This window comes from Saccharopolyspora gloriosae (assembly GCF_014203325.1).
In the GTDB taxonomy this organism is placed as follows: domain Bacteria; phylum Actinomycetota; class Actinomycetes; order Mycobacteriales; family Pseudonocardiaceae; genus Saccharopolyspora_C; species Saccharopolyspora_C gloriosae.
In genome coordinates this window covers 3,959,917-3,977,058 of record NZ_JACHIV010000001.1, presented here as the reverse complement: position 1 = coordinate 3,977,058, position 17,142 = coordinate 3,959,917, and the positions used below count along the sequence as shown (strand labels likewise).

Here is a 17,142-nt window from a genome sequence, read left to right as displayed (position 1 = left end):
TTAGCGGGCGGCGTGGCGTAGTGCGGTGGTGGCGGCGCGGCCGATGACGGTGGCGGTGGTGGCCGGGTCGCTGAGGTGGTGCACGGTCGCACCGGTCAACGGGGTGGGCTCGGAGCCGGTTGTCAACCACAGCACGGCGCACCCGGTGGCGCGGAGCCGGTCGAGGAGTCGTTGGCCGTCGTCGGCGGCGTAGCGGTGGAAGCGTCCGTCGCTGATGATCACCAGCAGTCGGGCTGCCCCGGGGCGAGCGAGGCCAAGCGCGCCGTCAAGGGAATGGATTGCACGGGGGAGGTTTTCGTCGCTGCCGGAGGTGGTGAAGTCGGTGACACGGCCGGGCGCGGTGCCGGGGTAGGTGATCGGAAGCACGGTGCGGTTGAAGATCACGGTCGCGGACTCGGCGGGCGTGGAAGTGTGTCGGGTGGCCTGCGCCAAGATCCACGCGGCCGAGGCCACCTCGGCGGTGTAACGCCCCATGGAGTCCGACGTGTCACAGGCGATGCCGATCCGCAGGGGCGGTGCGGGGGCGGTTTTACGGGTGGTGCGGGTGAACGGTTCGGCGGTGGGCATGCGTCCGGCGGCACGTTGCGCGTCGGCGGCTAGCGCGCCGCGCATCCGCAATCGGCCCGGCGGCACCGGTGAGGTGGTACGGGTGGCGTGGCGTTCGGTGGTCCCGGCGGTGTTGAGTGCGCGGGCCAACGTGCGGGCCGCGCGTCGTTCGGCCGGGGTCGGTGCCCGGCGTCCGCTGATGATGGTGGTGCCGGTGCGGGAGTGGCCGTTGCCGCCGTCGCCGAAGACGTCCTTGCTGATCTGTTGGGATTGCGTCGCGGTGGCCTGTTCCACAGCAGCGGAAGCAGCACGGGCCGCCCCGCCATCGGGGGGTGTCTCGCGGGCGGCATGGCGGGCGACCTCGTCCACCGTGCGCCGTACCTCGCTGGCCAACGGCGACCGCGTCCCCCGCGCGCCGGAGTCTGTGCTGCCGCTTCCGCTACTGCTGTCCGGGGGCGTGGTGTAGGGGTCAGTGCCGACGGCCTCGCACCACCGGCGGCCGAGTTCGATCATGGCCTCGGCATCGTCGTCGGCGACGGCGTGCGCGCTCCGCCAGATTCCGCTCAGGGTGGCGAGCGTGTCGGTGGTGAGGACGTGGCGAATTACCCACTTCAGCCCGGTGGTTTCGTCGTTTTCGAGGATTCCGGCGTCGGTGCGGGCTAGCAGCAGCCCGGCCGCCTGCGCGGCTTCGGGGGCGGTCATGCCGGGTGTGGTGGGCATGTCGGCGAGGATCAGGTTGCGCGCCGACGCGCGCAGCCAATGACGATCATCCGGGCGGCGCCGCAGGTGGGCGGATTCAATGCGCGACTCCTCCAACAACATCGCGGCCGACACCGCCCCTGCTGGGGCATCGGCGGGCGGGTCCCATCGGGAATGCTGGGCGTGTGCGCATTCGTGGGTGAACAACCCCCACACCGTCGCGTAGCGGGCGCGATCGGCCGGGTCGGCGGGGTCAACGGTGGCGGGGTCGATCTTGCCGAGGTGGGTGCCGTCGATTTCGATGGATGCGTGCGGCGGCAGGAAGCAGGCCGGGGCGCCGTGCCCGGCGCCGGGGGCGATGTCCACGATCAGGTCGTCGCGGTCGGCGATGATCGGCACCTCCTCGGTCAGCGCGGCCGACAGCCTCAGCCACGCGGGCGACGGTGGCGCGTGGATCGGGGTGCGGGTCGCGGCGGGGTCGGTGATCACATGCGTACTCATGGGCGGGAATGTCCTTTCACAGCAACAGAAAAATACGAACCGGGACGGGGCCGGGCGGGCTAGATGCGCCCGCCGAGGGCAAGCGGGGCGATGGCCCCGCCGAACACGGACCGGACCACGCCCGCCACCGTGTCGCGGTCTTCTTCCGGGGCCAGGTTGAGCAGGTTCCCGGCTGCTGCGTTCGTCCCGAGTACGCCTGCGATGCGGTGGAACGCGATCAATTCCCGCAATTGCGGCGCCCACCCGATTTCGCCCGCGCGCTGCTTGGAGGCGAGGTTGCGGGCGATGTGCACCGCTTTCGGTTCGATCCGGAGCTGCGCGGCGAGTTCGTAGTCGCTGGAGACCTGAACTTGAGCGGAAAACCGCGACGACAACGCATCGGTGACGATGGCCCCGTGTACCCCGGGGTTGTGCCCGGCGATCACGTAGAACCCCGGCGCGGCGGTCACCTTTTCGCCGCCGTTGGCTTTGATCACGACTTCGCGGCGCCCGTCCATCGCCGGGTACACCACCGCCAGCACGGTCGGCGAGATCAGGCTCGCGTCATCGATGAACAGAGGACGGCCTTCCCGCATGGCTTGCACCAGCGGCCCGTGTACGAACAGGTACCGCCCGTCGGGGGTTTGGGTGTACTCACCGACGAGGTCGGCGACGGTGGTGTCGCCGTCCCCGGCCACGGTGATCACGTCGGGGAATGCGGCCTCCGCGATGGCCGTTTTCCCGGTGCCGGGCGGGCCGTACAGCAACACCGGCACCTCGGCCTCGCGAAGCTTGCGCAACGCGGTCACGTCGGGCAGCCCGGCCAGGGTGCGAGGGTGGTACTGCTGCCCGTTCGGCCGCGCCACCGGACCCGACACCTTCGTCGACGACGGCACCGCCCTCGGCGCCGTGGACGCAACAGGCTTCCCCGACTTCGCGCCCGCCTTGCTGGACGTGGCGGCGGTGCCCGTCTTGCCCGCCTTGCTGGTTTTCACGGCGGTGGTGGTTTTGCTCGGTGCGGCGGCCTTGCGCGACTTCGGGGCGCTGCTGGCCGTGGTGGTTTTCTTGGCCGTGGCACCGGTTTTCGCCGTCGCGCGGGTGGTGCCGGACTTCGCCGCCGGGGACGCACCAGTGCCCGCGTCGGTGTCGGCGGGGGGTGTGGCGGCCTTGCGGGTGGTGCGGGTGGCCTTGTAGCGCAACGGCGCCGCGCTGGTGACCTCCGCCGCACCCTCCTCGGCCAACTTCTTGAGCGCATTGCCGACCGCACCGGCCGACCGGTTCAATACCGTGGCCACCTGCCGGGGGCTGTGGTCGGCTTTCCGATCGGCGGCCAGCACCCCGGCCACCTGAGCGCGCAACTGACCATTCCGCAACCGTCCGGACGTCGGGGCGGGGGCGGTAGGCGTTTCAGTCATGGCAATTCCCTTTCCATCGCAACGGGTAGCGGACATGGCTCACGCCAGGTGTGCCATTCGCGAAATTGTCCGGCGAATTCCGAACAACCCGAAGCTAGCTCGACTCGAGCCATGAATGCAAGCGAAAACGGCCGCGAAGTCCGTACTCTTCTCAAAAAATCCAGTCCCGCGACCAGGGAAACTGCGAAAAGTGGGGCGCATTCGCCGCCCCAAAGATAGGGACAAGGGGGGTGGAGCAATGCGGAACTCGCGAACCCGCAATCAAAGCCATAAAGAGGCGGTGGAATATAAGGGGCGAGAGGGTATTAGGTGGAAATCAGGGGTTGGTGAGACAGGCAGAGTAGGACGGCGGAACGCCGAGGATGTGAGGTGCCCGCCCGGCTGCTGATGTGTCCTTCCTAGTGCGGGACGTACGAGCCTGGGTGTGCCTCGGCACTGTCCGCATCCTCGGTGACCAGCGCTCTCCGGGGCGGGGCGGGGGGCGAGTGATGAAGCGGATCCTCGTGTGGCCCCCCGGCTGGCGCCCCGGTTGGTACCCCGGTCGGCGCGGCGGTAAGAGCAAGGGGCAGATGCCGCACCGGCTACCCCTGGAACACCACAATTCCCTTGCGGGGCGACGCTCTAGGCGAGTAGTCACGCCTCGAAGTGCGATGAGGTCGCACTCCAGTGTCATGCGGATAAGTTTGGCGACGGTGCCATTCTATCATCGCGGAAATGACCGATGGAAACGATGCGTGTACTCGGAAATGGGCGGTGTCGGTGCATCGCTAGCGTTTCGTTAGGGGCGTTGCGTGAGGCGGACGGCGAGGGAACGAGTATCGGCGCTAGGGGAGATGCCGAGGTCGGCGAGCCGCGTCTGGAGGAGGGCAAAGGTGCGAGGAATGGACTCGTGATGCCCGAGGTGGGATTGCAGGCGCATGATGTCGCGATACAACGGTTCGTGGGCAGGCGCGAGGTCGCCGGCATTCTCCAGGAGAGCGAGTGTGCGTTGGGAATCGTGGTGGTGCAGGGCGCGGGCGCAGGCGGCGACGGCTTCGAGGAACACGCGTCGGGCGCGTTCGCGTAGTGGTTCGGCCCATGCGGCGTCGATGCCGGTCACGAGGGTCCCGTGGTACGTGGCGATGATGTGCTCGTCAGCGGCGAACCGGTCGGTATCGGTGTTCGCGCCGCGCCGGGAGGCGAGTGCGGTGGTGAACTCCCAGTAATCCACGGTGACCCTGTCCGGATCGAGTCGGTAGCGGCCCGATCCAGCCCGGATCAACTCCGCCAGGTTCGGGTCGATCGTTGCCAGGGCGTGACGCAGTCGCGAAAGGGCGGTGTTGAACGCGTTGGTGTTCGGGGAGTGTGTCCACAACGCGTCCAGGAACTCCCCGCGGCTGACCCCTGCCGGATGCAGGGCCACGAACGCCAGCAGCTCACGCATCCGTGGCTGCAAGTTCTCGGTGACTTCACGTGCCCGCTGGTCGGTCTCCAGGCCGTAGTGCAGGCTCAGCGGCCCGAACAGTGTGATGCGCAACCGAGGTTCACTCTCGATCGTGCTTGTCGGCGGGGCCGGGACAGGTTCGCGCAGGGCAGCGGGTGATGGCGCCGGGGTGTGCACGATTTCCAGCCCCGCATCAGCCTCCTCGGTGTCGGCGAAGGCAGGCTCGGCCGCTGACGATTCAGCCTCGACGCCCCCGGCTGTGCCCTGACGACCAGGCTCAGTCACCGGCTCGCCGCTGTCCCGAGTCGCACTCGGGCCGGCACCCTCGGCGGGCTCTGGGGCGGCGGGTTCGTCGTCACCATGGTCCGCGTTGTCCAGGCGTGTGCGGTGCAGGGCGACGGGAAGGGGATACACCACGGGAAGTGGAGTGGCCTCGGTTGTGGGGGCGTGGCGCAGCCGGAATCGATAGCGCAGGAGCGCAGCGGCGCTCACGACTCCGGCTGCGGACAAGGCCGCGATGACACCCGGTGCGAGAGAACTGCCCGAAGGGCGGTCCGCAGGCGTGCGGTCGAATTGCGCAGGCGGTGCCGTTGGCGCGGGTCCCGCCGGAGAGCCGACCGGCTCGCTTCTGCCGGAAGGCGGCTGCGGGTGCGGCTCGGGCTCGTCGTGGGCGGGCTGCGCGGTCGGGTTGATCGTGGTGTTGGCCGGTGGGAGCGCGAGTCGCCATCCGGGGATGAGGATGTGTGGGTAGCGCAGTGTGCGGTTGGAGGGTTGGGTTCGTCCGGCGTTGAGGTCGAAGATTTCTTGCCAGCGTTCGGGGTCGTCGAGGTGGTGTTGGGCGAGGCTGGTGAGGGTGTCGTCGTTGCCGACGGTGATCCAGCGGACTCCTTCGGGTAGGGGCGGTGGTCGGGTGTGCGCGGCGTCGTCGGGCATGCGGAGTGTTTGTCCGACGAGGAGGAATTGGGGTTCGCATGAGAGGTGGGGGTTGAGTTCGGTGATCTCGGGCCATCGGTTGCCGTCGCCGAGGTGTGTCTTGGCGAGGAGCCAGAGGCTGTCGCCGCGGTGAACGAACACGGTGGGGCCGGAGACGGACGGGCCGTGGGCGTGGTGCCCGTCCGTCTCCGGTGCGGCCCGCGGCGCTTCGGGGGGAGCGCGGTGTGGGCCGCCGGGGTGGCGGGGCGCGCTGGCCGCCACCGGGGTGTGGGGAAGGGCTGAGGCGAGGCTGGGTGTGGCGGTGCCGAGCAGGACGGTGCCGGTGACCAAGGCGGTGATCCAGCCGCGTGCCCCGTTGGGTCCGTGTTCGCGGAGTTGCCTGGCCCCGTATCGGAGCAGGAGGTAGGTGTCTTCGGTGATCCAGCAGATCATCACGCCCCAGAGAGCCCACATGAACAGCAGGCACCCGCCGATGACGAACCCGTCGATGCCGAGGGTGAGGCGGATCTCGTGGTAGCTGTCCACCGTCCAGGCTCGGAAGTGCGCGGGCTCGAACTCCCCGAGGAACCCGGTGTGCAGCGGGGGCCAGGTGAGGTGGGGCCAGTCGAGCCATTGGGTGCCGAGTACGAGCATCGCGGGCAGGACCGTGAGCAGGATCAGCAGCCCGAGCAGGATCGGGAGCCGTCGCAGGAACGCGAGGAGCAGGATCATGGTGCGAGTCCGGGGTTGCTGGTGCCGACACCGAGCTGCGCCTCCGCGCGCCCGGTGACGTGGTGGACCGGGCCGAGCAGACCGATCGGGGCGGGTTCGGTGTGGGCCACGGTGACGCGCACGGTGCGCTGCCCGTCAAAGGCGACCTCGCCGCGGTGCCCGGTAGCCGTGAGCGCGTCTTGCGCGGCTGAGCGTGCCGGCGCGGTGTCGAGGGTGATCTGGGGCGTGCGGGTGTCGAGGGCGGTGAGTGCGGCGCGGGCGGCTTCGGCCGCGACCGCGTCTGCTCGGGCCAGCGCCCGCATCCGGTCGGCCCCGTCGACAACGAGGGCGAGCAGGAGCAGCAGGGCGGGCAGTAGGACCGCGACCAGCACGCTCACCGAACCCCGATCCCGGTCGTGGGAATTCATGTGCGCCCCCGGAACGGGTCGATCGGGCTGGTGAACTCCGAGTGCAGTGGGATGTTGCCGGGCATGGTGGGCAGGGCGAGGTCGGCGAGCGCGACGGTGCACGAAGCCCGCACCACGACCGCACCGGCGGTCCCCGGCGCGGTGTTGAAGGCGCCGGTGTCGATGTGGAGGGACGGCTGTGCGCAGTGGACGTCTTCCTGCGCCAGGGTGTCGCGGGCCGTGGTGGTGGCTGCGGCGTGTGCTGCGGTGGCGGTGCGGGCCAGCGAAGCCGCGCGGGCTGCGGCGGTAGTGGCGGTGTCCAGGGCGGCGTGAGCGGTCACGATCCGTCCGCCCGCGATCACCACGGCCAGCACCACCAGCACCACCGGGGTCAACACGGCGAGCTCCACGCTCGCCGAACCCTCATCCGAGGTCCACGGGCGGTTCATGATCTGCCTCCTATGGTGAACCGTTCCCGTTCGGCCGTCGCCGTGCGGGTGACGCGGAATTCGAGGCCCGGGATCGGCAGCAGGCGCGGCGCGGTCGCCGACACCCGCACCGTCACCGCCTCCGCACTGGCGTCCACGTTCGTGGTGGGGTCGGTGGCGGCGTTGGGCGCGCGGGTGAGGAAGTCGGTGGCGGCGTGTTCTCCGGCGTCGGGCGTGGAGTGGTAGGTGCGGGCGGCGTGCAGGCCGGTGGCGGCGGCGTGCTGGCACAGGCTGCGGGTGTGCCACCACAACGCGGCCTGCACGATCGAGACCAGTAGCACTAGCGCCAGCCCGGCGAGCACTGCGGTTTCCACGGTCTCCGACCCGCGATCCGAGTAGTTGTGTCTGGTGTGGACAGACATGGGGGAGGGTCCTTCGGCTAGTGGATTTGGCCTTGGTATTTGTTGACCACGGCGGTGATCGCTGCGCCGAGCCCGACCGCGACGGCCAGGCCGATCGCGGTCAGCACGGCCTTCTCGGTGGTTTCCGAGCCGGTGTCGTCGAACCGGATTCGGTGGGCGCGGGTGGCCAGGTGGTCGAGGGCGGTGGTGGTGGAGAGCACGAGCGTGAGGACCCAGTACTGAAGGGTTTCGGTGCTGCGGGTGAGGGTGTGGCGAAGCGCGTGCATGAGCTGCGTTCCTTTCGTGGTGCGGTGTCAGGTGAGCAGTTGGGCGAGGGTCGGGTAGAGCACGAGGCCGAGGAACGCGAGCATCAGCAACGAGGTCGGCACGCTGAGGCGTTCGCTGCGCGAGTTGGCGTCGGCGCTGTCAGCAGCAAGCGCGGCGTGACGCAGGGAGGCGGCTTTGGTGTGCAGGCTGGTGGCGATGGCCGCACCGTCGGCGGCGGTGTCGGCCAGGTCGGCGACTTCGGCCAGCTCCGGCAGCTGGATACGGTCGCCGAGCTCGCGTAGTGCGTCCCAGGGGGTGTGGCCGAACCGGTGTGCGTGTGCCACGGTGGCCCGAATCCGCAGGAACAACGGGTGCTCGGAGAGCTCCGCGGCCTCGCGCAACGCGGGACTCGCCGCTCGGCCGGCACTGCGCTCTTGGGCGACGAGGTCGAGGTAGACGGCGAGCACCCGCCGATAAGCCTCACGCCGCCGCGCGGCAGCGCCCCGGAGCTGGAAGTACGGGAGCATCCCGCCGAACCCGGCGCCTGCCACCGCGCCGAAGGCCACGACAACAGCGGGAACCAGGTTCCCGGCCATCCCGAGGAATCCGAGTCCGGTTCCGCCTGCGGCGCCGAGTAGCGCACCGCGCAGCCGTCGGGACACGTACTGCGGCGGGGCGATCTCCAGCAGGTCCAGGTCGGCTTCGGGGAGCCCGAGCCACGGGTGACGGGCGCGCGCGGCCCGTCGGGCAAGACGTGCGGGCAGGGTGCGGGCCGTGTTCGTCCCGGAGTTCGTGCGGACGGTGATGTGGTTCAGCGCGGCAGGAAGGTCCAGCCGTGCTGCGGGCACGCACGCGGTGAACATGGCGACGAGACCGGCTCCGAAGGTGGTCCCGAGCAGTAGTGCGAGCGGGGTCATCGGACCTCCCCAGCAGTGCTGATGAGGTAGCGGTGTGGTGTGGGCGGGGTGGTGAGGCGGTGCATCCACACCAGTGAGGCCGCCGCGAGCGCCGCGATCCCTGCGAGCACCAGCTGTCCGTCGGTGGTGGCGAAGGGGTTCAGGTAGTGCCCGGCGAAGATCAGCAGGCCGGTGAGCATCGTCAGCGTGATGCCGATCAGGGACCGCACCGTGGTTCTCGGTTTCGCCCGGTCCGCTTCGACGTCCCGGCGTGCGGTGACGTCGCGGGCCTGGGCGTCGGCCTGGCGGTGCAGGAGCTCGGCGAGCCCGCGTCCGCCGGTGCGCAGCCGCAGCAGCAGGGCGAGCACGATCGCATCGGCCGCAGGATCGGCCAGTTCGTCGGCGAAGGCACGTAGCGCCGTCTCCGTGCCCTGATGCCGGGCTCGGTGCGCGAGCCGTCCGACTGGTTCCGCCAGCGGCCCGGGGGCGGTGGCGGCGGAGCGGGTGATCGCCTGCGAGAGCCCCCCTGCACCGGAAGCGAGCAGGTCGGCGACCCGACGGGTCCAGGTCACCAACGCCTCGGCGCGCACGATCCCGTCGCGTGCTGCGGTCGGGGCCAGGATGCGGGGCAGGCCGACCGTGGCCGCCGCGACGGCGATCCCGCCCACCGGCCAGCCGGTCACCCACCACGCCACCGCGCCGAGCGGCACCGCCACGGCGGCCAGCCGCAGCGACCTCGGGGAGAACCGGCTCGCCACCGGACGGACCCAGCGGATCGACGGAAACCCGACATGTCCACACAGGAGGATCAGGGTGGCGAGGGCGAAGGCGAACCCACACAGTGCTCCGCCCAGCAAGAAGGAGTTCATCGCCGACCACCACCGATGAGCACCGGGGGCTCGAATACGTCGGGGTCGAGCCCGGCGTGGATGAGCCGGTCGAGCAGCCCGGGGCTGGGCGGGCCGATCGGCACCGCACGGTCCTGGCCCGCCGGGGTGGCGAACATCGGGGTGAGGTCGGGGATGTCGGCGTCGCCGACCGGGCCGACCTCCACGATCTCCCCGATGGTGCGGAGGCGTCCTCGCGGGGTGTCGTGTCGGGTGACGTGCACGATGAGGTCGAGTGCGGACGCGGTCCAGCGGTGCGCGGCCGTGATCGGCAGCGGCGGGTCGGCTAGCTGGCCGAGGGCGGCGATGCGGTCGGGGACGGCGGCGGCGCTGGTGGCGTGCAGGGTGCCCATGCCGCCAGCTGCCCCGTTGCCCAACGCGCGCAGCAGCGCGGTGATCTCCCCAGCACGGACTTCTCCGACGATCACCCGCGAGGGCGAGTGCCGCAGGGCCTGCTTGAGTAGATCATCGAGGGTGATCTCCCCGGTTCCTTCGGCTCCGGCGGTGCGGGCTTCCCACGCCGTGATCAGAGGATGTCGGTGTGGGTCGAGGTGCAGGCCGAGCTCGTAGTCATCCTCGATGGTGATCACGTGCTCGGGTGCGGGGATCTGCTGGCACAGTGCCCGCAACATGGTCGTCTTGCCCGCGTACGGGCCGCCGGTGACCAGTACGTTGAGTCCGGCAGCGACCGCTGCGGCGAGCACCTCGTGAAGCCGGTTGTCGACCGTGCCGTTCGTGTGGAGGTCCTCGAGGGTGGCGTGGGCGAGCCGATGCCGCCGGATTGCCACCCGCGGCCGAGCGCACACCTCCCGGACCGCCGCGACACGAGACCCGAGCGGACCACCGAAGGGGATGCGCATGTTCGCGATCGGGTGCGCTGGAGAAAACTCACGGGAGGTGTGTCCGAGCCGGGCGAACAGTTCTCCGAGCAGCTCTAGTAGCGCTTCGTCGGACTCGGCTACCGAGTAGGGCCAGCGGGCTGTGGTGCCGTCGGAGCATTCGACGAGGACGTGGTCGCAGCCGTGAATGTGGATGTTCTCGACACGGTCGCGGTTCAGGACCGGTGCGAGGCCGCCGAGTCCGTTCACGGCGCCACGGACGGCTTCTTCGAGGCGTTTTTCGGCCGCATGTGAGAGTTCTGGGAGCCCTCGCCGGACTCGGTGGGCGGCCCACATGGCGAGTTCTTCATGGATCACGGTGGCCTCGTCGAGGTCGCCGGCCTCGACTCGGCGGGCGACCTCGCCCCGCACGAATTCCACCGACGTCGGATCAGGGATCGGGTCGCCGTCGTCGAACCACGGCAGCGTCGATGTCGTGGTCATTCGATCCCCGCCCTCACGATGTCCACGCCCACGTTCGTGTCATGGTCGAAACGCACCGGCTGGTGGGCTTGGCGGTGGAAGGCGCGCGCGTTGCGGCGAGTGGCTCTCCACAAGGGCCGTCGATCGAGGCGTGCTGGGCTTCGGGCACCGTCGCTGAACACGTGCGCGCTCATCGCGTCCTCGGGCACGGTGAGCCCCACCGGCAGCCCGAGCGCTGCGGCGGTGTCGGCTGCACCGCGGGAGTCGGCTGCCAGCACCGCCAGTTCCACCGCGGCGTACCGGTCGGCCAGGTGGCGGGCGAGATCGGTGCTGCCGGAGCACGACCGCAGGCTTGGGCGCACCGCCAGCAGCACCCGATCCGCCGCACCCAAAAGCGGCCACGGAGTCTGCGGGGACCACCGTCCGGCGTCGACGAGGACATCCGGCCCCGAGGCCGTGAGGTCGCGCAGCGCGCTCGCGAGACGCGACCAGCCGTCCGAGCCGATAGCGGTCGCCTGCTCGCGGTGCAGCACCCCGGGCAGAACCCGGACGTGACGGGCGTGGGGAACCTCCTGGGCGTGACCGGCGAGTCCTTCGGCCGGCACACTCGTCATCCTGCGTGTGCTCGCCGCGAAGGTCACCGCGCCGTCCGTGGTGAGGCGCCCGTCGACCCACCACCGCGACAACCACCCCGGCACCAAGCTGCCCCGCGCCGGGTCGGCGTCCACGGCCAAGACCGGGCCGGGCCATGCAGTCGCCAACGCCGCCACCGTCGTCGAGACTCCTGGTGCGCCGAGTGCGCTGATCATTGCTGTGATCGCCATGCGAACGTTTCTCCTTCTACTCAAGGGGATTGGTCACTTCTGGGGTGGGCCGAGCAGGCTGACCTGCGCCCCGCCCACGGCCGCCTCCACCGCGGCCGGTGCAGTGGATTCGGGAATGAGGACGTCGGCGGTGATCGCTCCGTCCGCGTCCGGCGGTGACACGTGCACGACCCGCGCCGGGAACTCCTGCCCTGATTGCTGCGTCCCACTTCCGCTGCTGACCCCCTCGTCGGGGGCGGGGTGAACGGCGATGGGGTCGTTCGGGGCGAGGCCGCGTGCGGGGTAGCGGCCGGGTTCCAGCCGCAGACCGAGAACCCACTGCCCCGGTCCCGGCACCGCTTGAGCGGCGAGGTCGTCCGGCGCGAGGAGGTCTCCGGCGTGCAGGTTCCGCCCGGCGACCTGCCCGACGATCCCGGCTTGCGCAACTTCCCGAACCGCGAACGCGCCCACCTCGACCGGAAGGTCGACGGTTTTCACGTCGTCGCCGGACACCGGCTGTCCCCACGCCACATCGCGAGCGAGCACGAGCACCGGCTCGCGACCCGACATCTGCCCGATCAACACCGCATTGCCCACCACCGCACCGGCCATCAGCAGGCCAGCGGTGAACCACACCCACCAACGCCGACGACCCGGCACCAGGGGAGAAGTAGCTGACTCCTTCGGCGACGACCGCGCGCTGGAGGCACTCCTCTCGAGTGCGGACATAGCTGTCCCCTCTCATGAATAGGAAAACTGCGAAACGAAACGCCGATCAACCCTGTGACCAGCGATGAACAAAACCTCGAAACCTCGAAAACTCGAGATCTCGAAATCTCGGCGAGCTAGCCGGTGGTGAGTGCTTGGGCTTCGACCACGGCCAGATCCGCAGCGGCCCGCGAGGTCATGTCCGGAAGCTGGCCTCCGGTGGGCGCGATGCCGTCGAAGCCGCGCCAGGACACCGCCCAGGTGATCGCCCACTGCGCCCGCACCTGCTCACCCGGCTCGTCGGCCGAGGAGCGCTGATAGACGACGTCGCAGTCCGGAGACGGCGCGTGCACACCGAAGGAGCGGTCGTACGGAGTGCCCGGTCCCGGACACGAGACGAGCCCTTGCTCATTGCCGGGATCGAAGCTCAACCGCTCGGGGGTGGCGGTGACTTCGGCCCACACCGCACCGGCCTGCACCCGCCGCGACACCGGTTCCCACCGGGCGGGTTCGGTCCAAAACCAGGTGTGCTCACCGACCACCGTCGCCGAACGGCCATCCGGCAACGCCACGTCCGGGGAATGCGAGGGCGTCGGCAATGGGAGCTGTAACTGCTCGGCGGCTTGCCCCGCCAGCACCCCCGGCGACGGCGGAGCAGGTGCGCTGAAGTCGGGGAACCGGAACTCCGGCAGAACCGTGAACCACTCGGGCACACCGCTTCCCGGGGCCGACCAGCTCAAGCCCAACGGCGGCCCCGCCACACCTCCGCCCGCCGTGCTGCCCGGCTCCGTCGAGCCGGGCCTGCCCGGGTTCGACGGTGTGCCGCCAGCGACGGCACCGAGGTCAATCGACGGGGACCCGTACAGCCCGTCCGCATCACCAGGGCTGACCACGACCCCGTCAGCGAACACCGGAGGTGCCAAGAGAACGCTGCTTCCCAGCGCGGCCAGCGCCACGAACACCAGGTCGGCACGGCGCGACATCAGCAGCCTCCTTGCGGGTAGTCGATCCGCGTGACGCGCCACGTACCGTCCGGGCCGCGTTCGACCGTGCCCGACACCGCATTACGAGCCACGCCAACCGTGCGCGGTTCCCCGGAGACGGCCTCGGCTTGCCCGGACCGGCTCGCGTCCTGGCAATCAGTCACCACCGCCCGAGGCCCGTCGACGTGAACGTCGGTGATCCGCGGGTGGAGCTCGCCGTAGAGGGTGATGCCCTGCTCCCGTTGGCGGGCGAGGTTGGTCAGGATCATCTCGGCCATCGGCCCGGCCGCGACCTGTTCCAGCTCCGGGCGCCACCGCTCGGCCGGGCGGTGCGGCAGTCCGCGCGAGACCACCCAGAACCGCTCATACGCCCTCACCACCTCCCGGTCACCACCGCCGATCCCGGCTTCGGCCTGCGGAGGCGGGGCGATCGTCGGCTCCGACGCGACCGGCCGCGGTGCGCTTCCACAACCCGCGAGGAGCAGCGCGCCGAGGGTCACGCCAGCAACGGAACCCACGCGCCCAGCAGCAAACCCGGCCCGGCCGCGATCCGCGCGTTCGGCCCCCGCATCCCGGCCAGCCAGGCCACCGCGGCGAACACGCCGAGCACGAGATGGGACGTGATCAGTCCGGTAAGGACGGTGGCCCAACCCGACCAGGCCCAGTACGGCGTCAACGCCACCAACAGCACGGTGTCGCCAAAGCCGACCTTCCCAGGCGCCATCCACTGCACGATCAGCCCGAGCAGCAGCACCACCACGCTCGCGGCGAACAGCCTGCCCAGTGCTTCCGGGCGCAGCGTGGCGAACACCACCAGACCCCCCGCGCTCAGGATCGCCAGCCACGGGTGCGGAAGCCGATGATGCACCGAATCGACCAGCCCCAGCACGGACCCGACCAGGGAGAGCCACCACCAGGCCACGAGCGCTGGGTCCCCGCCGAACCGCGCGTGCACCGTCGCCGACAACAGCGCGAGGCTCGTCCCAACCGCGATCGGCATCCACCATCGAGGAAGCCACACCAGCAGGTTCACCGCGACCAGCGGAGCGGCTGCCAGGCCCCAGAGCATCGTGATCACGAGTACCGCCGTGGTCCGTCCGCGCCGTCACCGTGCCGCTCCGATCACGTCGCCACCGAGCTGCCGTGCCCGCGTGCGTGGGCTCGGAGCACCGAGGACAGGGTGTGGTTTGTGGGCGTAGGAGTCCGCGTCCGCCCGGCGCAGCACGTCCTCGCGCGACACACCGGGGGCGAGCTCGCCGGCATGCACGAGACCGATCGACGCCGACACGAGCACCGAGCACCCATGCGGCAACGCCACCGGTTCAGCCATCAGGGCGGCGAAGCGTGCCAAGTCCGCGTCGCGGTCGAGGTCGCGGGCGAGCACTCCGAACTCGTCGCCACCGAGACGGCACACCACCGGCGACCGCGCCGCGAACGCTTCCTCCAGACGCCGCGCCACCGCCCGCAGGACCGCGTCCCCGGCCAGATGCCCATACCGATCGTTGACCCGCTTGAACTGATCGAGATCCGCCCACACCACCCACGTGCGCTCCCGTTCACCCGCGAGTCGGGAATCCACAATGGACTCCCACACGGCCCGCACCGGTACCTCGGCCACGGTGTCCCACGCCTGCGCACTCGCTCTCGCCAGCTCTCGCTCCAGCTCGGCGATGTAGATCTGCCAGGATTGAAGCTGACGACGCAGTTCACTGTTCTCCGCGGCGAGGGTGCTACGTGATGTGCGCACCCAGGCCCGTGCCACCGTCGTCGCTTGTGCCGTCGAAACACGCATTGATCGACTCCTTACGCGGGTGAATCGTGATCACGAGCTCGGTGATCCGAGATTTCGATTGCTCGTGCCTGGCACACACCGTGCGGGGAGCGGGAACCGCGGTGGTAGTGGTGACCTGGTGACAATCTTGGTCACCTCACGTCGGTTCACTCCAATGGGTTATCGAGTCGGGTCGTTGGTCTCTACCCAGCAGATTCGCAGGACTCTGGAGTACCGGTGAAACGCGTGAGTGCTGTGATCGTGTTCGCACTCCGAGGGCGAAATCACGGATCTTGTGGACGCGATGCCCGTGCTGTGCGAAAGTCCTCTTTCGCTAGGGCGGACCAAGATCAAAAGGCGCTCGTGGCGAGGAGACGTCGCTGACATGGAGGCGTGGGCGCAGGCGATCAGCTAGCGCCTGGGGCGCTCCTGCGGTGGGCGTGTGCCTGCGGATCGGCGATCAGCGAAGGGGCGCAGAGGGGTGCCGGATGGTTTCTCGGTGGCGGTGGACGCGCTGGTGGAGGCCGCTGATGGTGTGTACGGGGTGATGGACGCCCTGCGAGAAGTCGGCGACGTCCGAGACATCGACAGCCCCGCGGCGGCATTCGGGGAACATGCCCGCCTGGCCGCAGTGACCGCGGAGTTCTGCGATCGCTGGCACGACGGGGTCAAGAACCTCACCCGCGATGGCGAGGGCATCGCCTATGCGCTGGACACTGCCGCGCAGGAGTACCTCGACAGCGACGAAGCTGCGCGCAAGGCGATCGAGCAGTATGGCCGCTGAACTCGGGCAGACCCGGGACCCGAAAGCACTGATCCCGGGTGATCCGGACGCGCTGAACGTGATGGTCGAGAAGTTCACGCTGTTCGGCGACGCACTGATCACCGCTGGCGAGGGCATGCGCGACATCACCGTCGACGGGTGGAACGGCACGGCCGCCGACCGGTTCCTCGCGATGTACGAGGTCGAACCGCCACGCTGGCTGCTGTGCGGCGATGCGTTCAACGACGCCGCCTCGGCATTGACCACCTACTCCGATGCCCTGCTCTGGTCACAGGGCAAGGCGGCCGAAGCGGTGCTGATGTGGGACGAAGCCCAAGCAGTCACCGACGCTGCGCGAGCCGACCACGCCCGCGCCCTCGACCAAGCCGCCAACGAGGCCGCAGCTCGAGGTGCGCCCGCCCCCGAGCAAGCTCCGTTCCACGATCCCGGTCACGAGAAACGTACGGCCGCCGTGGACCTTCTCCGACGCACCCGAGACCAGCTCCGCGGGTCCGCCGACCTCGCCGCGACCGTCGTCGCCGCAGCCCGCGACCACGCTCCCGAGAAACCCGGCTGGTTCGGGCAGACGATGGGCATGCTCGAAGACTTCGCCTACGGAGTACGCGACGGCATCGACGAAAACCTCGGAGCCACGCTCGACTTCGCAGCCTCACTCGCCCAGAACCCCAGCAAGATCGACGACGCGGCCGTGGCAGCGGGCACCAACATCGCCTCCGCGGTCAGCAATCCAGGCCAAACGGTCAAGAACATCCTCGACGTCGACACCTGGAAGGACAACCCCGGCCGCGCCGTCGGACACCTGATCGCCGACACCGTCGGCGGCGGTCCCGTCAAACGCGTCGCCGGAGAAGTCGCTACAGGCCGCGCCCTCGCCGGAGACGGCGCGCCACGCGACGAACGGCGTGGCTACGAACCCGTCCGCAACCGCGTCAAACTCCGCGCCCAAACCAAACGTGACATCTACCGATCTGCTGATCGTGCACCAAACGGCGAAGATTTCGAATGTGCGGCGACTGAAGAAGAGATCCCGGCCCGGCGGTACCCAGACGGTAACCCAGTGCTCATCAACCCAGACACCGGTAAACCTGACCGGAACGGCATGAGCGTGCCGCAGCCCGGAGAGTTCCATTTCGGCCACCAGCCTTACAGAGAGTGGTGGCGGTACAAGATCGAGGCTGAAGAGGGAGGGTATTCGAGACAACGGGTCATTGAGGATCAAAATGATCCCGATAGATATCGGATTGAAACTCCCCAGGCGAACCGTAGCCACCGATATGAGCACCCGCGGTAGCCAACGTATCATCCGTTTCCGTAGAAGGA

18 protein-coding genes are annotated in these 17,142 nt (G+C 69.6%); 2 read left to right on the top strand and 16 right to left on the bottom strand.

Going from position 1 to position 17,142, the window contains the following annotated elements:
• From BJ969_RS17525 to BJ969_RS17450, 16 genes are all read right to left on the bottom strand, one after another.
• Nucleotides 1-1,746, bottom strand: coding sequence for a vWA domain-containing protein (locus BJ969_RS17525; RefSeq protein WP_184479984.1), 1,746 nt, complete (start codon nucleotides 1,744-1,746; stop codon nucleotides 1-3).
• Nucleotides 1,747-1,805: 59 nt separating this feature from the next.
• On the bottom strand, nucleotides 1,806-3,062 hold the full coding sequence (locus tag BJ969_RS17520) for an AAA family ATPase (protein ID WP_343071459.1): 1,257 nt from the start codon (nucleotides 3,060-3,062) through the stop codon (nucleotides 1,806-1,808).
• A gap of 856 nt (nucleotides 3,063-3,918) precedes the next feature.
• Nucleotides 3,919-6,207, bottom strand: a complete 2,289-nt coding sequence (locus BJ969_RS17515) for a LysM peptidoglycan-binding domain-containing protein (RefSeq protein WP_184479982.1) — start codon at nucleotides 6,205-6,207, stop codon at nucleotides 3,919-3,921.
• Nucleotides 6,204-6,614, bottom strand: coding sequence for a hypothetical protein (locus BJ969_RS17510; protein WP_184479980.1), 411 nt, complete (start codon nucleotides 6,612-6,614; stop codon nucleotides 6,204-6,206). The genes BJ969_RS17515 and BJ969_RS17510 overlap by 4 nt, the downstream gene beginning before the upstream one ends.
• Entirely contained in the window at nucleotides 6,611-7,042 is a 432-nt protein-coding gene (locus tag BJ969_RS17505) for a TadE/TadG family type IV pilus assembly protein (RefSeq protein ID WP_184479978.1), read from the bottom strand. Before BJ969_RS17505 ends, BJ969_RS17510 begins: the two co-directional genes overlap by 4 nt.
• Nucleotides 7,039-7,443: a TadE/TadG family type IV pilus assembly protein gene (locus BJ969_RS17500; RefSeq protein WP_184479976.1), complete on the bottom strand. Its 405-nt coding sequence runs from the start codon at nucleotides 7,441-7,443 to the stop codon at nucleotides 7,039-7,041. The genes BJ969_RS17505 and BJ969_RS17500 overlap by 4 nt, the downstream gene beginning before the upstream one ends.
• 17 nt (nucleotides 7,444-7,460) lie before the next feature.
• Nucleotides 7,461-7,709 carry a hypothetical protein gene (locus BJ969_RS17495; protein WP_184479974.1) on the bottom strand — a complete coding sequence of 83 codons (249 nt, stop codon included), beginning with the start codon at nucleotides 7,707-7,709 and terminating at the stop codon, nucleotides 7,461-7,463.
• A 27-nt stretch (nucleotides 7,710-7,736) separates the two neighbouring features.
• On the bottom strand, nucleotides 7,737-8,606 hold the full coding sequence (locus BJ969_RS17490) for a pilus assembly protein TadB (RefSeq protein WP_184479972.1): 870 nt from the start codon (nucleotides 8,604-8,606) through the stop codon (nucleotides 7,737-7,739).
• Entirely contained in the window at nucleotides 8,603-9,343 is a 741-nt protein-coding gene (locus BJ969_RS17485; protein WP_184479970.1) for a type II secretion system F family protein, read from the bottom strand. Before BJ969_RS17485 ends, BJ969_RS17490 begins: the two co-directional genes overlap by 4 nt.
• Before the next feature lie 107 nt (nucleotides 9,344-9,450).
• Nucleotides 9,451-10,794, bottom strand: coding sequence for a TadA family conjugal transfer-associated ATPase (locus tag BJ969_RS17480; protein WP_184479968.1), 1,344 nt, complete (start codon nucleotides 10,792-10,794; stop codon nucleotides 9,451-9,453).
• A complete protein-coding gene (locus tag BJ969_RS17475; RefSeq protein WP_184479966.1) occupies nucleotides 10,791-11,501 on the bottom strand; it encodes a CpaE/TadZ family protein in 711 nt (236 codons plus the stop codon). The genes BJ969_RS17480 and BJ969_RS17475 overlap by 4 nt, the downstream gene beginning before the upstream one ends.
• Nucleotides 11,502-11,630: 129 nt before the next feature.
• On the bottom strand, nucleotides 11,631-12,212 hold the full coding sequence (locus BJ969_RS17470) for an SAF domain-containing protein (RefSeq protein ID WP_184479964.1): 582 nt from the start codon (nucleotides 12,210-12,212) through the stop codon (nucleotides 11,631-11,633).
• 209 nt (nucleotides 12,213-12,421) lie between these two features.
• Nucleotides 12,422-13,267 carry a hypothetical protein gene (locus tag BJ969_RS30185; RefSeq protein ID WP_246456915.1) on the bottom strand — a complete coding sequence of 282 codons (846 nt, stop codon included), beginning with the start codon at nucleotides 13,265-13,267 and terminating at the stop codon, nucleotides 12,422-12,424.
• The gene (locus BJ969_RS17460) at nucleotides 13,267-13,647 is read right to left on the bottom strand and encodes a hypothetical protein (RefSeq protein ID WP_184479963.1); all 381 of its coding nucleotides are present in this window, start codon (nucleotides 13,645-13,647) and stop codon (nucleotides 13,267-13,269) included. The genes BJ969_RS30185 and BJ969_RS17460 overlap by 1 nt, the downstream gene beginning before the upstream one ends.
• A gap of 116 nt (nucleotides 13,648-13,763) precedes the next feature.
• Nucleotides 13,764-14,300: a hypothetical protein gene (locus tag BJ969_RS17455; RefSeq protein WP_184479962.1), complete on the bottom strand. Its 537-nt coding sequence runs from the start codon at nucleotides 14,298-14,300 to the stop codon at nucleotides 13,764-13,766.
• A gap of 72 nt (nucleotides 14,301-14,372) precedes the next feature.
• A complete protein-coding gene (locus BJ969_RS17450; protein WP_184479961.1) occupies nucleotides 14,373-15,059 on the bottom strand; it encodes a GGDEF domain-containing protein in 687 nt (228 codons plus the stop codon).
• Nucleotides 15,060-15,537: 478 nt separating this feature from the next.
• On the opposite strand from BJ969_RS17450, the gene BJ969_RS17445 reads away from it, so the two are divergent.
• Complete coding sequence (locus BJ969_RS17445) at nucleotides 15,538-15,822, top strand: hypothetical protein (protein WP_343071457.1); 285 nt, start codon at nucleotides 15,538-15,540, stop codon at nucleotides 15,820-15,822.
• Nucleotides 15,812-17,113, top strand: coding sequence for a putative T7SS-secreted protein (locus BJ969_RS17440; RefSeq protein WP_184479959.1), 1,302 nt, complete (start codon nucleotides 15,812-15,814; stop codon nucleotides 17,111-17,113). The genes BJ969_RS17445 and BJ969_RS17440 overlap by 11 nt, the downstream gene beginning before the upstream one ends.
• The last annotated feature ends 29 nt before the right edge of the window (nucleotides 17,114-17,142 follow it).